Genomic DNA, 15,656 nt, shown 5'->3' on the forward strand with positions numbered 1-15,656 from the left:
GCCCCCTGCCCCGAGCCTTACAGCGCCTTGCCTTCAACCTGAGGCTTCAGCCGATTCACGGCATTGGTTACTTCTTCGTGATGAGGATGTATAGACAACGCCCGAGAATAAGCCTCGTAGGCTTTCCGAGGTTCCCCGATAACTTCAAAGATCAGACCCAGACCGTAAATAGCCTCATAGTGATTTGGATTCAGCGTCAGCACATGTTCCAGATCGGCGGCCGCCATACCAAATCGCTCGACCCCGAAAAAGGCAGATGCGCGCAGATGCCAGCCTTCGGCAAAATCAGGCGCGTGATCCGTCAGCGCGGTCAGGTGATCCAGAGCAGCGTCGACGTCGCCCTCATCCAAGGCCTCGCGTCCCCGCTCCAGCAGCAGATCAGCCGACGCAGACCCCGATTGCGACCACAGCGCCTGCAACTGCCGATCCAGTGCAATTGCCTGTTCCGGGGTCGACTGCGCCAGTTTTTGCAGCAACTCATCCTCGTCCCGTGAATCCGCCTGCTGCGCGAAACAATTGGTGGAAAACGTGACTAGGACAAAAAGTGCCGCAACGGTACCTTTGAGATTGTGAATTGCAATGCTCATAACAATAGGCAGTGTAGCGTTGCGACCGGGGATGTCCATTCACGGCGCACTAACAATATGAGGAAAAGCATGAGCGAGACTCTTGAAAAGGCGGCTGCCGCACTGAACGAAAAACTGGATGGCGGCGCGTTTGATGACACGGCCAAGTTCGCCATCACCGATCTGGGTTCGATCGTTCTGGACGAAAACGGTGCGCGGGTCAGCGATGAAGAGGCCAGTGTCACCATGAGCGCTGATGCAGAGACATTCGAACAGATCCTCAGCGGTGAGCTGAATCCGACCGGCGCGTTCATGTCCGGAAAGCTGAGCATTGACGGCGACATGGGTGTTGCCATGAAGCTTGCCTCGGTGCTGGCCTGATGGAGTTGTCGCCGGCCCCCTTTTTTGAAGACGTGGCCGGCGGACCTGCCGGTGGAAAGGCCCATTGGTTGACGACGTCTGACCAAAAACGCATTCGCGTGGGTCACTGGCTTCCGGATGATGGCGCACATGGCACCGTCATGATGTTCCCCGGACGCACCGAATATATCGAAAAATATGGCAGTACCGCCGGTGAATTCGCGAAGCGCGGCTTTGCGATGCTGGCCGTGGACTGGCGCGGCCAGGGTCTTGCGGATCGGTTGCTGGACAACCCACGCATCGGCCATGTCGATCATTTCACCGATTACCAATATGATGTTCAGTCAACCCTGGACCTTGCGAACGCTCTGGATTTGCCCAAGCCGTGGTATGTCGTCGGGCATTCGATGGGCGGTGCCATCGGGTTGCGTGCCGTCATCGAAAAAGGGTGCTTTGCCGCGTGCGCGTTCACCGGCCCGATGTGGGGAATTTTCTTCACTCCGGTCATGAAACCTCTGAGCCGCGTTACAGCGTATTGGGGCACCGCGCTTGGCCTTGGCGAACGCACCCCCCCGACCACGACGCTTGAAAGCTATGTCCTGTCGCAACCTTTCGACGGGAATATGCTGACCCGCGACCCGGACATGTACCGGATGATGCAAAATCAGCTGAATGCGCATCCCGAACTGGCTCTTGGTGCCCCTTCCAACCGCTGGCTGCGCGAGTCGCTGGACGAATGCGAATGGTTGATGGAACAGCCCGCCCCAAAAACACCCTGTCTGACTTTTCTGGGCAGCCACGAACAAATCGTCGATCGCAAGGCCATACGGGCGCGCATGGCCAATTGGCCGAATGGTACATTGATCGAAATCCCGAACGGTGAACATGAAGTGCTGATGGAAGCACCGGACGTTCGGGGCCCGGTTCTGGACCAGCTTGCCAGGCATTTCCGGGCCAACCAATCAAACGGGGCGTCCAAGCTGGTTTCCACGTAAACCTTTTCACCTTGGGATTGGCCGCTTGTGATCCGCGCGCGCCAACCCTAGATGTTTGCAAAAGCAGTCTACAAAAGGTGATCCATGCGCGACCTTCCCTTTCCCGTCCGTGACGCAAACGCAATGGGCGGTGCCGACAATCTGGGCAATCTTCCCGAATGGGATCTGACGGATCTCTACGCCTCTGAAGAGGCGCCCGAACTGGCGCGCGACCTAGACTGGCTGGAAGGCGAATGTGCCGCCTTTGCTGCCGACTATGAAGGCAAGCTGGCAGAGCTGGACGCCGCGGCCCTTTTGGCCTGCGTTCAGCGCAATGAAAAGATCAACGCCGTCGCAGGCCGTATCATGTCCTTTGCCGGTCTGCGCTATTACCAGCTGACCACCGACGCAGAGCGGGCCAAGTTCCTGTCGGACATGCAGGAAAAGATCACCGTGTTCACAACACCTCTGGTGTTTTTCACGCTCGAGATCAACCGGATCGAAGATGATGTGCTTGGGGCGCATTTTGCTGCCAACTCAGATCTTGCCCGATACGAGCCCGTGTTCCGGCGCATCCGCGCGATGAAGCCCTATCAGCTGTCTGACGAGCTGGAAAAATTCCTGCACGATCTGGGCGTTGTCGGCGACGCGTGGGAGCGTCTTTTCGACGAAACCATCGCCGGACTGACCTTTACGGTGGACGGCGAAGAGCTGAACATCGAAGGCACCCTGAACCTGTTGACCGAACAGGACCGGTCCAAGCGCGAGGCCGCGGCGCGCGAACTGGCCCGCGTGTTTCAGGAGAACATCAAAACATTTGCCCGTGTCCACAACACGCAGGCCAAAGAGAAAGAAATCGTCGATCGCTGGCGCAAGATGCCGACCGCGCAAACAGGGCGTCACTTGTCGAACGATGTCGAGCCCGAAGTGGTCGAAGCCCTGCGCGAGGCGGTCGTGGCCGCCTATCCCAAACTCAGCCATCGGTACTATGATCTCAAGCGAAAGTGGCTGGGGCTGGATGTGATGCAGGTCTGGGACCGCAACGCGCCGCTGCCGATGGAAGACACCCGCACCGTGTCGTGGGAGGACGCCGAGAAAACCGTGATGGAAGCCTACGCCGCCTTCGATCCCCGCATGGCCGACATCGCGGCGCCGTTCTTCTCGAAAGGTTGGATCGACGCGGCGGTTAAACCCGGCAAGGCCCCGGGCGCCTTCGCGCATCCCACCGTGACCGAGGTGCATCCTTACGTGATGCTCAACTATCTGGGCAAACCGCGCGACGTGATGACGCTTGCGCACGAGCTGGGCCACGGCGTGCATCAGGTGCTGGCCGCCGATCAGGGCGAGATGCTGTCCTCGACGCCCCTGACCCTGGCCGAAACCGCCAGCGTCTTCGGCGAGATGCTAACTTTCCGCAAGATGCTGGACCAGGCCGAAACGCCCGAACAGCGCAAGGTTCTGCTGGCCGGCAAGGTCGAGGACATGATCAACACGGTGGTCCGCCAGATCGCCTTCTACGACTTTGAATGCAAACTGCACGCCGCCCGCCGCGAGGGGGAGCTGACCCCGGACGACATCAATGCCCTGTGGATGAGCGTTCAAGCCGAAAGCCTTGGCCCGGCATTCGAATTCATGGACGGGTACGAGACCTTCTGGGCTTATATCCCGCACTTTGTTCATTCGCCCTTCTACGTTTACGCCTATGCCTTCGGCGACGGGTTGGTGAACGCGCTATACTCGGTCTATGAAAGCGGTGCCGAAGGTTTCGAGGACAAGTATTTCGAAATGCTGCGCGCAGGTGGATCAAAGCACCACAAAGAACTGCTGGCCCCGTTCGGGCTGGATGCCAGTGACCCGAAATTCTGGGACAAGGGCCTGTCGATGATCTCGGGCTTCATTGACGAGCTGGAGGCGATGGAGGGCTGAGACGCCCGTAACAGAGGGTGGCGACATCTGCCTTGTGGAAAAAACTTGCCGTGCCCGGCAATGTCGCGCCCAAAGGGACCTTGAATGCGAATGCCCGCTACGCGGACAAAGCTGCCGTTCCTCATGAACTGGTTTTCAACCGAACAATCGACTAGCCTTATCGTTGAATTATTCACAGATCGACTATGGGCATGAGCAACAAAAATTTTCGCAACGCTTCACTAACGGATGCAACCCGCTGCTTTGAAATTGAGACGCTAGCCTACGACGGCGATGAGGCAGCGACACATGAAAAAATTTTCAAGCGCATCGTTGAGTATCCACAAGGCTTTTTAATCCTGGAAGTCGACAACCAAATCGTTGGCTTCGTAAACAGCGGATGCGCGTATGATGTTGAAATGTCTGACGAAGACTTCAAAGAACTCATCGGGCATGACCCGGTTGCTCCAAATGTCGTGATTATGTCAGTGGTAGTAGATCCGGCACATCAGGGCCTTGGCTTGTCCACCGCGCTAATGTCTGAATTCGTCAAGCGCATGACTGACGCGAAAAAGGAAACCATCCATCTTATGTGCAAAGAACACCACGTCCCCCTCTATGAGAAGTTTGGCTATCGGTACACTCAGCCATCCGCATCTGATCACGGTGGGGTGCGGTGGCATGAAATGATGATGGACCTCCGTAGAGACTGAAATGGTAGGTATGGGCTCATCGCGGCCATACCAAGATCACTTCAACTGACTGTCTTTCGATCCACGCCGATTTACACCGCCGCGCGCCTTGAACGCGCCGTCCCGCTCTTGCTGGCAATCCAGGCAGAGCTTTACTCCCGGCAACGCGACGCGACGCTTTTCCGGTATGGGTTCCTCGCATTCGGCACAATGGGTCAGGCTTTCGCCCTGGGGCCGCTTTTGCGCCTGCATCCGCGCCAGTTCATCTGAGATCGACGCTTCGATCTGTTCGCTTACAGCGCCGTCGCGTGCCCAACCTCCGGCCATCGGTCATCTCCTGAAACTGTGAAACTCAGGATAGCTGAGCCGTTGGCCGCAACGCAAGTTACAGTGAAACCGCGCCCTCGAATACACGATCAATCACCTCTTGCGTCCCGCGTGAGAATTCCAAAGGGCAAGGATATTCCGCCCCATCCCTGATTGATCGGCAAAAGGCCTCGACCTGCAACTTGTAATGGTCTGCTCCGGGGAAGCGGGTGACCTGAACTTCAAGCCCCGGCCGGTGCAGCTCGACCCGCGCCTCTCCGAACACACGCGCATTGAACGGGGTCGTCAGGCGGATCAAACCGCTCTCGCCGTGAAATACCATCTCTTGATGGGGATGCATCCGTATGGACACATAGCTGGAATAGGTAAATCCGGGGAACTGGGCGCGAATTTCAGTGAAGATGTCGATATCATCCTTCCAACGGATCGCGGATTGCACCGACACAGGCTCTTGCCCGGTTGCAAAGCGTGCTCCACCGATCACGTAGACCCCGATGTCACGCAATCCTCCGCCGCCCGTTTCCGCACGGTTTCGAATGTTCCGAGTGTCAGAGCGATTGTCGAAAGTGAATGCACCGGTCACATGTACCAAATTGCCGATGGCACCATCAGCGATCAGTTTCCTTGCAAGCTGCCATTGAGGGTGATGGACGATCATGTATGCCTCGGCGGCCAACAGGCCGCTTTGGTCTCGCTTTTGGATCAATGCGTCGAATTCATCCGCCTTCATGGTCATGGGCTTTTCGCACAGAACATGCTTGCCAGCCTTTAAAGCCTTAAGGCTCCATTCCGCATGCATATGGTTGGGCAACGGGATGTAGATTGCGTCGATTCCGGCGTCTGCCAACAATGCATCATAGCTGTCAAATACTTGCAAATCCGGGCAAAAGGACTGAAACGGCTCTGCTTTTGCGGCATCCGAGGTTGCCAGCGCGGCCAAGCGCGCGCCATTTGCGGCATGTATCGCCGGGGCCATGTATTCGCGGGCAAATTTCGCGGCACCCAATACACCAAATTGAACCGGTCTTTGCATTGCGCCCTCCGTACTTGGCTTGTTTCAAATTACGCGCTTCCCGAGGGGTCACCAGCGCTCGTTCTGCTGCGAAATCAAAGACAAAACACGTCTTTTTCTAACACAGCTTTCGACCTTCAGCCATTGATTCAGGGCTTTGGTTCAGTTTCCGCCAACATTCGCAAAAAACGCCCCCTGATCATCAGAGGGCGTTTTCCGTTAATGCTTGAACGCAAAGAATCTTCCTGCGAGGCAAGCAGGGGCCTGCGAGGCAAGCAGGGGCGCAACTGTTAGCTGACGCCCAGCATGCCTTTTTCCCGCGCCAGATCCCGCATTTTCTTTTGCAGCTTCTCGAACGCGCGCACTTCGATCTGGCGAATGCGCTCTCGGCTTACGTTGTACTGAGTGCTCAACTCCTCGAGCGTGACAGGCTGATCCATCAGACGGCGCTGGGTCAAGATATCCTTTTCCCGATCATTTAGCACATCCAAAGCCGCCGCCAGCAATTCCCGACGTGCTTCCAGTTCATCGCGTGCTTCGTAATCACCGGCCTGATCGGCATCCTCATCCTCAAGCCAGTCCTGCCATTGCATGGTGCCTTCGCCTTCGGACCCGACCGTGGCGTTCAGGGACGCATCACCACCGGACATCCGGCGGTTCATGCTGATCACTTCTTCTTCGGTCACGCCCAGATCAGTGGCGATCTTCTTGACGTTTTCAGGGCGCAGGTCGCCCTCTTCCAATGCACCGATGCGGGCCTTGGCCTTGCGCAGATTAAAGAACAGCTTTTTCTGCGCCGAGGTCGTGCCCAGTTTCACCAGAGACCAGGACCGCAGGATGTATTCCTGGATCGAGGCACGTATCCACCACATTGCATAGGTCGCCAGACGGAAGCCTTTTTCAGGGTCAAACCGTTTGACCGCCTGCATCAGGCCCACATTGGCCTCGGAAATCACTTCGGCCTGCGGCAGACCATAGCCGCGATAGCCCATGGCGATCTTGGCCGCCAGACGCAGGTGAGACGTCACCATCTTGTGCGCGGCTTCGGTGTCCTGCTCTTCGACCCAGCGTTTGGCCAGCATGTATTCTTCTTCCGGCTCCAGCAGAGGAAACTTGCGGATTTCCTGCATATAGCGATTCAGGCCGCCCTCGGGCGTCGGTGCGGGAAGATTTGCGTAGTTTGCCATTATTGTGTCCCTCCGACAAATGTTTAGATGTTTAACATAGGATATGGGTAAGGAACCCTTCCCATTCAAGAGGTGCTGCTAACAGTCTGGAATTAATCTTACGTTAAGGAAAGGTAAAAAGCCCTTTTTCACAGGAGTTTGCTTATTATGACAGCGGTGCGCGCAGACGTTCGACAAGGTTTTGCATATCTTGCGGCAAGTCAGCCTCAAACCGCAGGGATTCACCGGTGACAGGGTGTTCGAATCCCAAAACGGCAGCATGAAGCGCCTGACGGGGAAAAGCGCCTACAAAACCGGCAGCGGCGGCAGAGAACGCTTTGGCGGACAGCTTGCGCTTGCCGCCATAAACCGGGTCGCCCACCAGCCCGTGCCCTGCGTGGGCCATGTGAACGCGGATTTGATGCGTTCGGCCGGTTTCAAGCCAGCATTCGATCAGGGCAAGACCCGCCGGCACACCAAATGTCTCGACAACGCGTGCGCGTGTCACGGCATGCCGCCCGCCATGGAACAGCACCGCCTGTTTCTGACGGTCGGTCTTGTGTCGCGCAAGTTGCGTCGTGACGCGCATGATGTTGCCGGGTTCAAAGCTGATCCCTTTGACACCGCGCAAACGAGGATCGTTAGCATCCGGCACCCCGTAACACACCGCACGGTAATACCGTTCGACGCTATGCGCCGCGAATTGTTCGGCCAGACCGTGATGCGCCGCGTCTGACTTAGCGACCACCAGAAGGCCACTGGTTTCCTTGTCGATGCGATGCACGATACCGGGGCGTTTCACCCCCCCGACGCCCGACAGATCGTCTCCGCAATGGTGGAGCAAAGCATTCACCAATGTCCCGCTGGGTGATCCCGGCGCGGGATGCACGACCATGCCTGCGGGTTTGTTGACGACGATTACGTCCGCATCCTCGAAGACGACCTCCAGCGGGATGTCCTCGGGGCCGATATGGCTGTCTTCGGCCTCGGCCACGGCAATCGTGACCCGCGCCCCTTCGGCCACCTTGGCCTTGGGGTCGCGCGCCTCGGCACCGTCGATCTGCACCGCGCCCCCTTCGATCAGACGCGCAAGTCGGGTGCGCGACAGGTTTTCCCCGTCTGGCACATCGCGGGAAAGCGCCTTATCAAGGCGAGGCGGCGGATCGGCCGCGATCTGAAACTCAATCTGGCGGGTGCCCATGACTGTCCCTTCCGAACCTCAAGAACCGCAGGAAACTCCGCAACTGCGATTGCTGCGGCGGATGGTCATGCTGTTGACCGCGGTGATGATTGGCGGGGTTCTAGTGACATTCGCCCTGATTGTCATCCGCCTATCGGACCGCACACCCACCTTGCCGGATCAGATCGCGCTGCCCGACGGCGCCCGGGCGCAGGCCCTGACCATCGGGTCAAACTGGTATGCCGTCGCAACCGATGACAATCGCATTCTGATCTTTGACAAAACAACAGGAAAACTGCGCCAGGAAATCGCGGTCGAATAGGCCCTGCCACCTGTTCCGGCGGCATGAAAGATCCGGGGATCGTCCAGCCTCAGCCGGGAAACAGCCGAGTTCCGGTCCACGCAGCACCCAGACGCTGATCCAGCGCATCCGACCGCATCTTGTGCTTGCCTGACACCGGCGCCAACATCATGTCACCCAAGCAAATCCTGTCACCAACCGGGAAAAGCTCTACGCTTGCGCATTCAACGTCTTGCCCCAGGGTTTCAGCGATCCGGATCATGTCTTCAAACCGTTCGGGCCGGGGTTCAACGGTGCTGCTGGTTGGTGAATACAGCTCATCTGCAAGGTAATCATAGTCGCAATCATGGAGCATCTGGATACGCCCACGCCCCCGGTCACGGTCAACCTGCACCAGCTGCACGCGTCCGGCGATCACCCAGAATTTCCAGGTGCCGGCCTGTCGATCCCCGGCGGACAAGTCTTCTTCGATGTAATAGAGGGGCTTTTGCATGGCGCGCCACCATTCGCCTGTCCAGAACCCTTCGGGCGTTTTTGTCTTGTGCCACGCGGCCAGTTTCTGGTTGGCATCGTCGCGCTGCGTGCGATCCAGCGGGAACGACAGGGCCAGCTTGTGACCATGGCTCATCGTTCCTTTCAACCAATACTGGCCGGGCCCGAGGTCGAGTGTTTCGGGCAATGCCGGAATGGGCGCCTCCCACATGCGCTGCGGGCAGGCAAGCAGTCCCGAGGCGCTGCCCACGTATTTGGACCGGTCAGAGATCAACGCATCAGGAACTTCGCCAAACAGCTTCATGACCACCAGCTTTTCGGCGAATGTCTTTGGCGCGCGCAGATCGGGTAACGACCGATGGCTATCCGCATAGTTGTACAAAGACATGCCAAGCGCATTCAGCCGTGCAGGGTCACTGCCATAGTGTTCCCAACCGCGCGAAAAACCGACGCGTGTAGGGGTGTTGGCGCCATGCAGATTGTCGGCTGCAATTGCGTCGAGATCAGCCTGTGCCGCCTTGAGATAATCTTCCCGGTCAGAGAGCAGCGCAACGGACACGACGCCGCCGGTGGCGTCGTGGATTTCTTCGGTCGAAGCGCGCAAGGTGGGCAGGTTTGCCGGAAACTCCACCGGTTTCAGGCCCCCACGGCCGTGGCGCGGCAAAGGCGCGTCGCCCGGTCTCACCCCCAGGTTCCGCAAACGTCGGTCCAGAAACGAATGCCGCTTGATCCCGTTTGCAATCCACCAACGCATCCGGCGCCCCCACAGATGCACGGCAAGCGTTTCCTCTTTGATATACGCGTCCCTGAACTCTCGGACGTGAATGTCATTGGCATGCCCTGCCCGTCTGAACGGCAAAGGATAAAAGACCGGGATGGGGCTGGCATGCTTCAACTCGTCGAAATGGCGCAGAAACCATGTCATGACGCCGGGGCCGTAAACACTGTGTTCCTGATCTGACGCATGAGGCAACTCTCCAGCCTGTTTCAGGCGTTCCAGTTCTTTCCGTTCCTCCCCTTCAACCCAGGGGCGGATCGGATAGGGATCCTGGCAGTATTCGGAATACGCGTTCAAGGTGGGGCTGTCGAAGGGCAGCCGCATAACGGCATTGCAGATGGTATCGCGGTTGAAATACCCAAAGACATGATCGGCCCTTGGTATCGGGGCAAGCGCCAACACATCCGTGTCGCACCACAGAAAATCCGTTTTCTTCATCAGGTGCAATCTGAAGATATCGGATTGGGGCACCGGCGTCTTGAACTGGTTGTTCACGATGAACTGCCTGGGTTCGTGGATTTCATTTGCCGACACCAGTTCGATACCATCCGGAACGTTGTCGACTTGCCCATAGTGGAATAAGACGACCCTGTGACCGCATTCGACGAATGACAGCATGCACATCTGCTCCAGAAAGCTCAGGCTGCCTTCCATCCACAGCATCCCAATCGTCGGAAGAGAGTGATCCGCAACCATTCGTCTATTTCTCCAAGGGCCGTTTTGTCAGGACTCTGTCCGGTTTTCGTCAGTCGAAGACGGCGCGCTGGCCGACAGGCGTTCCCTTACGCCACGGTCCTTTGCGACAAAATCCACAGCCGGTTTTTCAAGAAGTTTCTGGTACAGCTCATCATACTCTGGCAGTTTCAGCAGATCGTTGATCAGGGCCTTGTGCCAGCGGAACGCTCTTCTATGCAGCCGTCGAAGCCTGTCATCAGCGCGAAACTCTTCCAGCACCGCATCCACTTCATCCTTGTACCGCAGGATTGTTTCATCTTTGGCACCGCCACGGTTCCAGCGGTCCCAATATTCGGTTCCAAGTGTCTGCGAGGAATGATTTGCCCGACCTCGGCTGCGCTTGGCCAGATAGGCCTGCGTGGATCTGACGGCATAGTGGTTGATCTGTGCAACTTCAAAACCGAACGGGGGCGAGACATGGTTGCCGAATGGGGCAGGTTCCGTGGCGTGCCCTCCGGGCACGGACCGGAACACGCCGGCCTGAAGTTCGGGACGGGGGTGCGGGTTGTGCAACCCGAAGCGAAGATAGAAATCGCCCTGCCTGAACAGGGATTTGACAAACCGGCGCCCTGCCCCGCCTTGTTCGAAATCCAGTTCACAATCGAAGAATTGCCGCGTCACCAGCGTATCGCGCATAACATGCCGACCACTGTTCGAGAAAATCTTCCAGGGGATGGAGATGACGTCAACGCCGGGCGTTGCCTCGATCAGATCATCAACCCTGTGATTTCCAACGTGAATATTCAGGAACTCATCCGCGTCCCCGACGTATATCCACTTTGCGTCTTTCACCACCGGCAAACGCCGTGCCTGCCTCAGCGCAGACCGGTGAATGCCTCCGGTTCCAACCCGGTTTCTGTGAAACTCCACATGGCCCAAGTCCTGCAACCGTCTCAGAATCTGGTTGGTGCCGTCTGTACAATCATTGGTGTAGACAATGATCCGGTCAAACCCCAGCACCTTGTGATGGGCCACCCATTCCAGAATATAGGGACCCTCGTTCTTCATCGCAGTGATGAGGACTTTTTCAGGCTTTTCCATCGCTGCCACTTATCCCCGCCGCCTAGTTGTTCTGACCTTTGCTGTCATCTTGCGGGACAATTTTTTCGATGGCGATCTGCGCGCCGGCAATCGCGCGGATGCGCAACTCTCGGGGGTGCTGGCCCAGAAATTCGTTGACCGCACGGATCACGCCGTCGCCCCACCAGCCGCGGCGGTGGTAGTCGTCGAACGCCATGATCCCCCCAGGTTTGATCTTGGGAAACAAAGCGGCCAGATCAGCGGTCACGCCTTCATACGAATGGTCTCCGTCGACATAGGCGAACGAGATGCTTTCATCATCAAAAAGCTCCAACGCAGGCACCGAAAAATCGCGGATAATACCGACCTTGCCTTCTTCGATCTCGGCCTCGAAAGTCTTTACGACCTTCTGGAAGATGGCCTCCATCTTTTCGTCTTCGGTCCGACCCACAAACGCGGTTGTGTGCGATTCCTCACCAATATGCTTCCACGGGTCGATCAGAAAAAGCTGACTGGGCTCGATCAGTTTCAGAATGGTCGGAGAGAACTCACCCTGCCAGACACCGATTTCAACGGCCAAGCCCCCCTTTGGCAAACGCGAAAGGAATGTTCGGCGGATTGCTTCTTTGCTGTTTTTGCGTTTGGTCGCTTTGTCAGCCTTCGGTTTCTTCTGGCCGCCGGGCGCAACACCGATAACCTTGGGTTCGTTCGACATCTCGACCTCACTTGCAGACGGGTATCCAATTCACTCAAAACCCGTTTTGTTCATTGCGCCATGGCTACCACGCCACAGCCTCAAGAACCAGAAGCTATGTGTCCTTTTTGCCAAGCGGTGGCAACTTGTCGATACCAAGCCACGGTGGCTGCAAGCTGGTTATCCGGTATCGTGCAGCATTGCGCCCGAGGAAACTGTTTATCGCCGCATTCATACCCGTATACGACCCGCCTCCGTGACGGCGATAGGATGTGAACGCGATACTGCCCCCGGGGGCAAGAACCCGGTCGATACGGCGCAACAGCTGGGTCATCACCTGCTCTGCCCGCACCCCGCGGATGATGACGACGCCGACGCTTTCGTCTTCAAACAGCTTCAGCATCAAGGGGGGCAGCGCCCGGTAGATATGCAATCGCCCGGCAAGAATGGGGTCGCGGAAATATTCCAGCAATGCATAAAACGTGCGATCCAACGCTTGTAGCTCGGGATCCTGAGTTGCATCCGGACATGTAAAACCGTCCCATGACAGCCCCCACGGTCCTATGACCGTCAATTTCTCGACAGCGTCCAGATCAAGTATTTCTTCGATGATTTCAGTCTCAACATGTCCGATCAGCACCCAATTCTTCTTGCCACTGATTGATCGAAGAAAACTCTGCCGCTGGTCTTTTGTTCTTTCAACCTCAGGAGGGACAGAAGGCAGGTAGACAGGATCCTTGGGATCGAACGGCACCGAAACCTGTTTGGCATCCGTAATTTGCGCATGCTGCGCCGCGGCCTCTTCGTAATCAAACGAGGTTTCGAGGGCATCGAGCCGAACGAACCAAGGAAAATTGTATGGCTTGGAGTTCTCGGGCTTGGACATCTTGCCGAGCCGCGTCCATTTCGCGACCTGGGCAAATGTGATTTCCGGGTCCTTGTACATTTCAGCGTTGAAAGACAGATCGCCATCTTCCATCACGCCGAGGTCCAGCGCCTTCACATAGCGCCCGCTGCGAAAGCGGCTGAACTTTGCAACAAAATCCTGCGCCACCTCGGTTTTTCTGAGGCTTGCGATGCGCTCCTTGTGAAATGCAACCGCCTGATGATGCAATTGCCCCAGAACAGGATCGGATCGCAGCTTTTCATAAACCTCCCGAAGTCGCGCAACTTTGGACAGGATCGAGGTTTCTTCGATGTCGTTATAGCAATGCAGATTCCAGTAGGCCTGACCTGTTGCCTCCATCTTCGGATGAAAACTCGAGGTATTCACATCCCCGCGCAACCGTTTCATCAGATAGCTTTCCACGGACCTCACCGCATAGTGGTTCATCCGAAACAGCCTGCGCCCGAACCCGGCGCCCGTTGATGAATACGCCCACCCTCGTCTTCGCATGGCCGGCGGCAACGGATCACCGTCCCCGTCGACCCAGGCAAATCGATCCGCCTTGCTGGGTATCGGACCGCGCGGTCGATGCGTGCTGATTGTGCGATACGATCCGTTGTTGCGAAACAGCGATTTGAACGCCCGCAAGTTGTGAGGACTGACGGCGCCAAGCTCGCCCGCACGGGTGAATTGCTCGACAATGAACCTGTCTTCGAACTCGACGATTCCGTTGTGCCCGAACAGCTGCCAGATTGCGGCAAATCCGTCCGCATGCGGCAATGCACGAAACAAATCGTCCAGTGTTCCGTCGCCGACGCGAATATCAAGAAATTCATCCACATCGCAGACCAATATCCATTCGGCTTCTTTGCACCAGGGGTGTTCCATGGCGTTTGCATAAGCTGAAGCCTGGGGTCCAAATTCCCACGGGCCGGGGTTGTCGATATGCGCCAGAAACCCCAGTTCCTGGCATCGCTGAAGGATCGCGTCGGTGCCATCGGAACAATCGTTCGAATTGACGATAAAATGGGTGAAGCCGATCGAAAGATAGTATGCAATCCATTCCAGGATGAACGGCCCTTCGTCTTTCATCGTGGATATGACAAGTCTCATCGCGTCTACCTGTACCCGTGGCCCGCAAATTCAGGATAGCGGGAAAAAACGCATCTTTGCAGATGTATAGCGCGCATCCCTGCCTGCGGCTTTGTTACGGGCCCCGGAAATGCAATGCAAGTGGACGAGCCCTCCGGTTAACTGACTGCCAACTCCAAATTCCGCGGACGATCGCAGCCCCGTGGGCAGCGTTCAATGCGTAGGGCTTTACGCTTGAAAACGACAATTTGATTGCCTTCGGGCGCCAACCATTTATAGCTGACGTTCAATGTCGCCAAAGGTTTTTGGCAGCAAGGATGCGGTATCTCGAGTGGATCATGACAGGTAATCTTAAAGATCAAAGGGCGCATGGCCTTGATTCACTGCGCGGTATCGCTGCGTCTGCGGTCGTGTTTGTACACGCAGTGCACATTCATCCACTCGGCGTCTACTACAAGAACTGGGGTGCCGACTACTATGCGATGGGAGTGCCGCTGTTTTTCATAATAAGCGCGATGTCCATGTCGCTAGCTTATCCAAAGGGAGTGTCCTTTGATCGAAGCTGGGCCTATGCCTTGCGCAGATTTTTTCGAATTGCACCACTCTTCTACGTGATGCTCTTTGCTTGGCTGTATATTGGGGTCCAGGCCGAAACAGGTACGATCATCAGGAATATTACATTTCTGTTTGGGTTTGTCCCCAGTGAACAAACCAGTCTTGTTCCGGCGGGTTGGTCAATCGGCGTCGAAGCTATCTTCTATCTTCTGTTCCCCTTCCTTTGGATTTGGCGGAACATTTGGTCAGCGGTGTTTCTCTTTTTGCTCGCCTGCTTGGGATGGGGGTATGTAAACTTATCCAGTCAGGGTGAAGTTCCCGATTTTTATTATTGGACCAGCTTTTTCACGAACGCCCCGTACTTTGCGTTGGGTCTGATCGTTTGGTGCGCCTACCGTTGGACACCTAAGTCATACGAGCGCCCCGTCGGCTATTTAGCGCTCGGTGCCGGGATCGCCGGGTTGATTTACATGTATCTGTTTGGCCCGGTTCTTGATCAGGCGCAAACGCTAAACAAACCGGTTCCACTCGCACTGGTTTTGGGCTGGGGCTTTGCCTTTGCAAGCCTAGCGCTATCGCAGGCACTTCGACCCGTTTTTTTTCTCTATAACCCTTTTACCCGCTTTCTTGGAAAGATCAGTTACAGCCTATATCTGATGCATCCGTTTCTTATCTATAACACAAACCTGACCCGATGGGCCGCAACACTTACGGACAATCCGGATCTTGTGGTGCCCATTGTCTGTGTTATTACCCTTGCCGTAGCGATACCTATTGCGACTGTTATCTATTATGCTGTCGAAGTTCCATTCATCCGCCTTGCCCGCCGGATAACCAAGCCTGATTTGAGAAACCCGGCTTCACAACAATTGGCGTCGTAACGGCAGAGCACGCCTACCAAAACAATGCGGATCTATAGCA

The 15,656-nt window shown here is 56.5% G+C and carries 15 protein-coding genes; 6 read left to right on the forward strand and 9 right to left on the reverse strand.

Annotated elements, in window-relative coordinates; genetic code table 11:
• Window positions 1–17 precede the first annotated feature (17 nt).
• On the reverse strand, window positions 18–626 hold the full coding sequence (locus tag GS612_RS08685; RefSeq protein ID WP_171639675.1) for a tetratricopeptide repeat protein: 609 nt from the start codon (window positions 624–626) through the stop codon (window positions 18–20).
• A 30-nt stretch (window positions 627–656) separates the two neighbouring features.
• On the opposite strand from GS612_RS08685, the gene GS612_RS08690 reads away from it, so the two are divergent.
• The 4 genes from GS612_RS08690 to GS612_RS08705 all read left to right on the forward strand — a co-directional run bounded on the left by GS612_RS08690 (window position 657) and on the right by GS612_RS08705 (window position 4,518).
• Complete coding sequence (locus tag GS612_RS08690) at window positions 657–947, forward strand: SCP2 sterol-binding domain-containing protein (RefSeq protein WP_152457676.1); 291 nt, start codon at window positions 657–659, stop codon at window positions 945–947.
• Complete coding sequence (locus GS612_RS08695; protein WP_171639676.1) at window positions 947–1,921, forward strand: alpha/beta fold hydrolase; 975 nt, start codon at window positions 947–949, stop codon at window positions 1,919–1,921. Before GS612_RS08690 ends, GS612_RS08695 begins: the two co-directional genes overlap by 1 nt.
• 84 nt (window positions 1,922–2,005) lie before the next feature.
• Window positions 2,006–3,826, forward strand: a complete 1,821-nt coding sequence (locus tag GS612_RS08700; protein WP_171639677.1) for a M3 family oligoendopeptidase — start codon at window positions 2,006–2,008, stop codon at window positions 3,824–3,826.
• A 191-nt stretch (window positions 3,827–4,017) separates the two neighbouring features.
• Window positions 4,018–4,518, forward strand: a complete 501-nt coding sequence (locus GS612_RS08705; RefSeq protein WP_171231829.1) for a GNAT family N-acetyltransferase — start codon at window positions 4,018–4,020, stop codon at window positions 4,516–4,518.
• Window positions 4,519–4,554: 36 nt separating this feature from the next.
• Here GS612_RS08705 and GS612_RS08710 read toward each other — a convergent pair whose 3' ends face one another.
• The 4 genes from GS612_RS08710 to GS612_RS08725 all read right to left on the reverse strand — a co-directional run bounded on the left by GS612_RS08710 (window position 4,555) and on the right by GS612_RS08725 (window position 8,203).
• Window positions 4,555–4,824, reverse strand: a complete 270-nt coding sequence (locus tag GS612_RS08710; RefSeq protein WP_170346639.1) for a DksA/TraR family C4-type zinc finger protein — start codon at window positions 4,822–4,824, stop codon at window positions 4,555–4,557.
• A gap of 58 nt (window positions 4,825–4,882) precedes the next feature.
• Entirely contained in the window at window positions 4,883–5,857 is a 975-nt protein-coding gene (locus tag GS612_RS08715) for a Gfo/Idh/MocA family protein (RefSeq protein WP_171639678.1), read from the reverse strand.
• A 269-nt stretch (window positions 5,858–6,126) separates the two neighbouring features.
• Window positions 6,127–7,023 carry an RNA polymerase sigma factor RpoH gene (rpoH, locus tag GS612_RS08720; RefSeq protein ID WP_171116444.1) on the reverse strand — a complete coding sequence of 299 codons (897 nt, stop codon included), beginning with the start codon at window positions 7,021–7,023 and terminating at the stop codon, window positions 6,127–6,129.
• Between the two features lie 145 nt (window positions 7,024–7,168).
• Window positions 7,169–8,203 (reverse strand): RluA family pseudouridine synthase, encoded by a 1,035-nt coding sequence (locus tag GS612_RS08725; RefSeq protein WP_171639679.1) that lies wholly within the window; start codon window positions 8,201–8,203, stop codon window positions 7,169–7,171.
• Between GS612_RS08725 and GS612_RS08730 the strand changes: the two genes are divergently transcribed.
• Complete coding sequence (locus GS612_RS08730) at window positions 8,202–8,504, forward strand: DUF6476 family protein (RefSeq protein ID WP_170346635.1); 303 nt, start codon at window positions 8,202–8,204, stop codon at window positions 8,502–8,504. The two genes, GS612_RS08725 and GS612_RS08730, sit on opposite strands and share 2 nt — an antisense overlap.
• 49 nt (window positions 8,505–8,553) lie before the next feature.
• Here the strand turns inward: GS612_RS08730 and GS612_RS08735 are convergent, their stop codons facing one another.
• The 4 genes from GS612_RS08735 to GS612_RS08750 form a co-directional block, all read right to left on the reverse strand.
• Entirely contained in the window at window positions 8,554–10,449 is a 1,896-nt protein-coding gene (locus GS612_RS08735; protein WP_171639680.1) for an ATP-grasp fold amidoligase family protein, read from the reverse strand.
• Window positions 10,450–10,476: 27 nt separating this feature from the next.
• Entirely contained in the window at window positions 10,477–11,529 is a 1,053-nt protein-coding gene (locus GS612_RS08740) for a glycosyltransferase family 2 protein (RefSeq protein WP_171639681.1), read from the reverse strand.
• A gap of 22 nt (window positions 11,530–11,551) precedes the next feature.
• Window positions 11,552–12,223 carry a class I SAM-dependent methyltransferase gene (locus GS612_RS08745; RefSeq protein ID WP_171116453.1) on the reverse strand — a complete coding sequence of 224 codons (672 nt, stop codon included), beginning with the start codon at window positions 12,221–12,223 and terminating at the stop codon, window positions 11,552–11,554.
• 94 nt (window positions 12,224–12,317) lie between these two features.
• Window positions 12,318–14,201, reverse strand: coding sequence for a glycosyltransferase family 2 protein (locus tag GS612_RS08750; protein WP_171639682.1), 1,884 nt, complete (start codon window positions 14,199–14,201; stop codon window positions 12,318–12,320).
• Window positions 14,202–14,518: 317 nt separating this feature from the next.
• Between GS612_RS08750 and GS612_RS08755 the strand changes: the two genes are divergently transcribed.
• A complete protein-coding gene (locus GS612_RS08755) occupies window positions 14,519–15,616 on the forward strand; it encodes an acyltransferase (RefSeq protein WP_171328781.1) in 1,098 nt (365 codons plus the stop codon).
• The last annotated feature ends 40 nt before the right edge of the window (window positions 15,617–15,656 follow it).

Source organism: Ruegeria sp. HKCCD6157 (assembly GCF_013110685.1).
GTDB lineage: Bacteria > Pseudomonadota > Alphaproteobacteria > Rhodobacterales > Rhodobacteraceae > Ruegeria.

Excerpts from the sequence above, each read along its gene's own strand:
- GS612_RS08740 (WP_171639681.1), bottom strand. The coding sequence starts at position 11,529 with ATGGAAAAGCCTGAAAAAGTCCTCATCACTGCGATGAAGAACGAGGGT.
- GS612_RS08715 (WP_171639678.1), bottom strand. The coding sequence starts at position 5,857 with ATGCAAAGACCGGTTCAATTTGGTGTATTGGGTGCCGCGAAATTTGCC.
- GS612_RS08685 (WP_171639675.1), bottom strand. The coding sequence starts at position 626 with ATGGACATCCCCGGTCGCAACGCTACACTGCCTATTGTTATGAGCATT.
- GS612_RS08690 (WP_152457676.1), top strand. The coding sequence starts at position 657 with ATGAGCGAGACTCTTGAAAAGGCGGCTGCCGCACTGAACGAAAAACTG.
- GS612_RS08755 (WP_171328781.1), top strand. The coding sequence starts at position 14,519 with ATGACAGGTAATCTTAAAGATCAAAGGGCGCATGGCCTTGATTCACTG.
- GS612_RS08750 (WP_171639682.1), bottom strand. The coding sequence starts at position 14,201 with ATGAGACTTGTCATATCCACGATGAAAGACGAAGGGCCGTTCATCCTG.
- GS612_RS08695 (WP_171639676.1), top strand. The coding sequence starts at position 947 with ATGGAGTTGTCGCCGGCCCCCTTTTTTGAAGACGTGGCCGGCGGACCT.
- rpoH (WP_171116444.1), bottom strand. The coding sequence starts at position 7,023 with ATGGCAAACTACGCAAATCTTCCCGCACCGACGCCCGAGGGCGGCCTG.
- GS612_RS08700 (WP_171639677.1), top strand. The coding sequence starts at position 2,006 with ATGCGCGACCTTCCCTTTCCCGTCCGTGACGCAAACGCAATGGGCGGT.
- GS612_RS08725 (WP_171639679.1), bottom strand. The coding sequence starts at position 8,203 with ATGGGCACCCGCCAGATTGAGTTTCAGATCGCGGCCGATCCGCCGCCT.
- GS612_RS08730 (WP_170346635.1), top strand. The coding sequence starts at position 8,202 with ATGACTGTCCCTTCCGAACCTCAAGAACCGCAGGAAACTCCGCAACTG.
- GS612_RS08705 (WP_171231829.1), top strand. The coding sequence starts at position 4,018 with ATGAGCAACAAAAATTTTCGCAACGCTTCACTAACGGATGCAACCCGC.
- GS612_RS08735 (WP_171639680.1), bottom strand. The coding sequence starts at position 10,449 with ATGGTTGCGGATCACTCTCTTCCGACGATTGGGATGCTGTGGATGGAA.
- GS612_RS08710 (WP_170346639.1), bottom strand. The coding sequence starts at position 4,824 with ATGGCCGGAGGTTGGGCACGCGACGGCGCTGTAAGCGAACAGATCGAA.
- GS612_RS08745 (WP_171116453.1), bottom strand. The coding sequence starts at position 12,223 with ATGTCGAACGAACCCAAGGTTATCGGTGTTGCGCCCGGCGGCCAGAAG.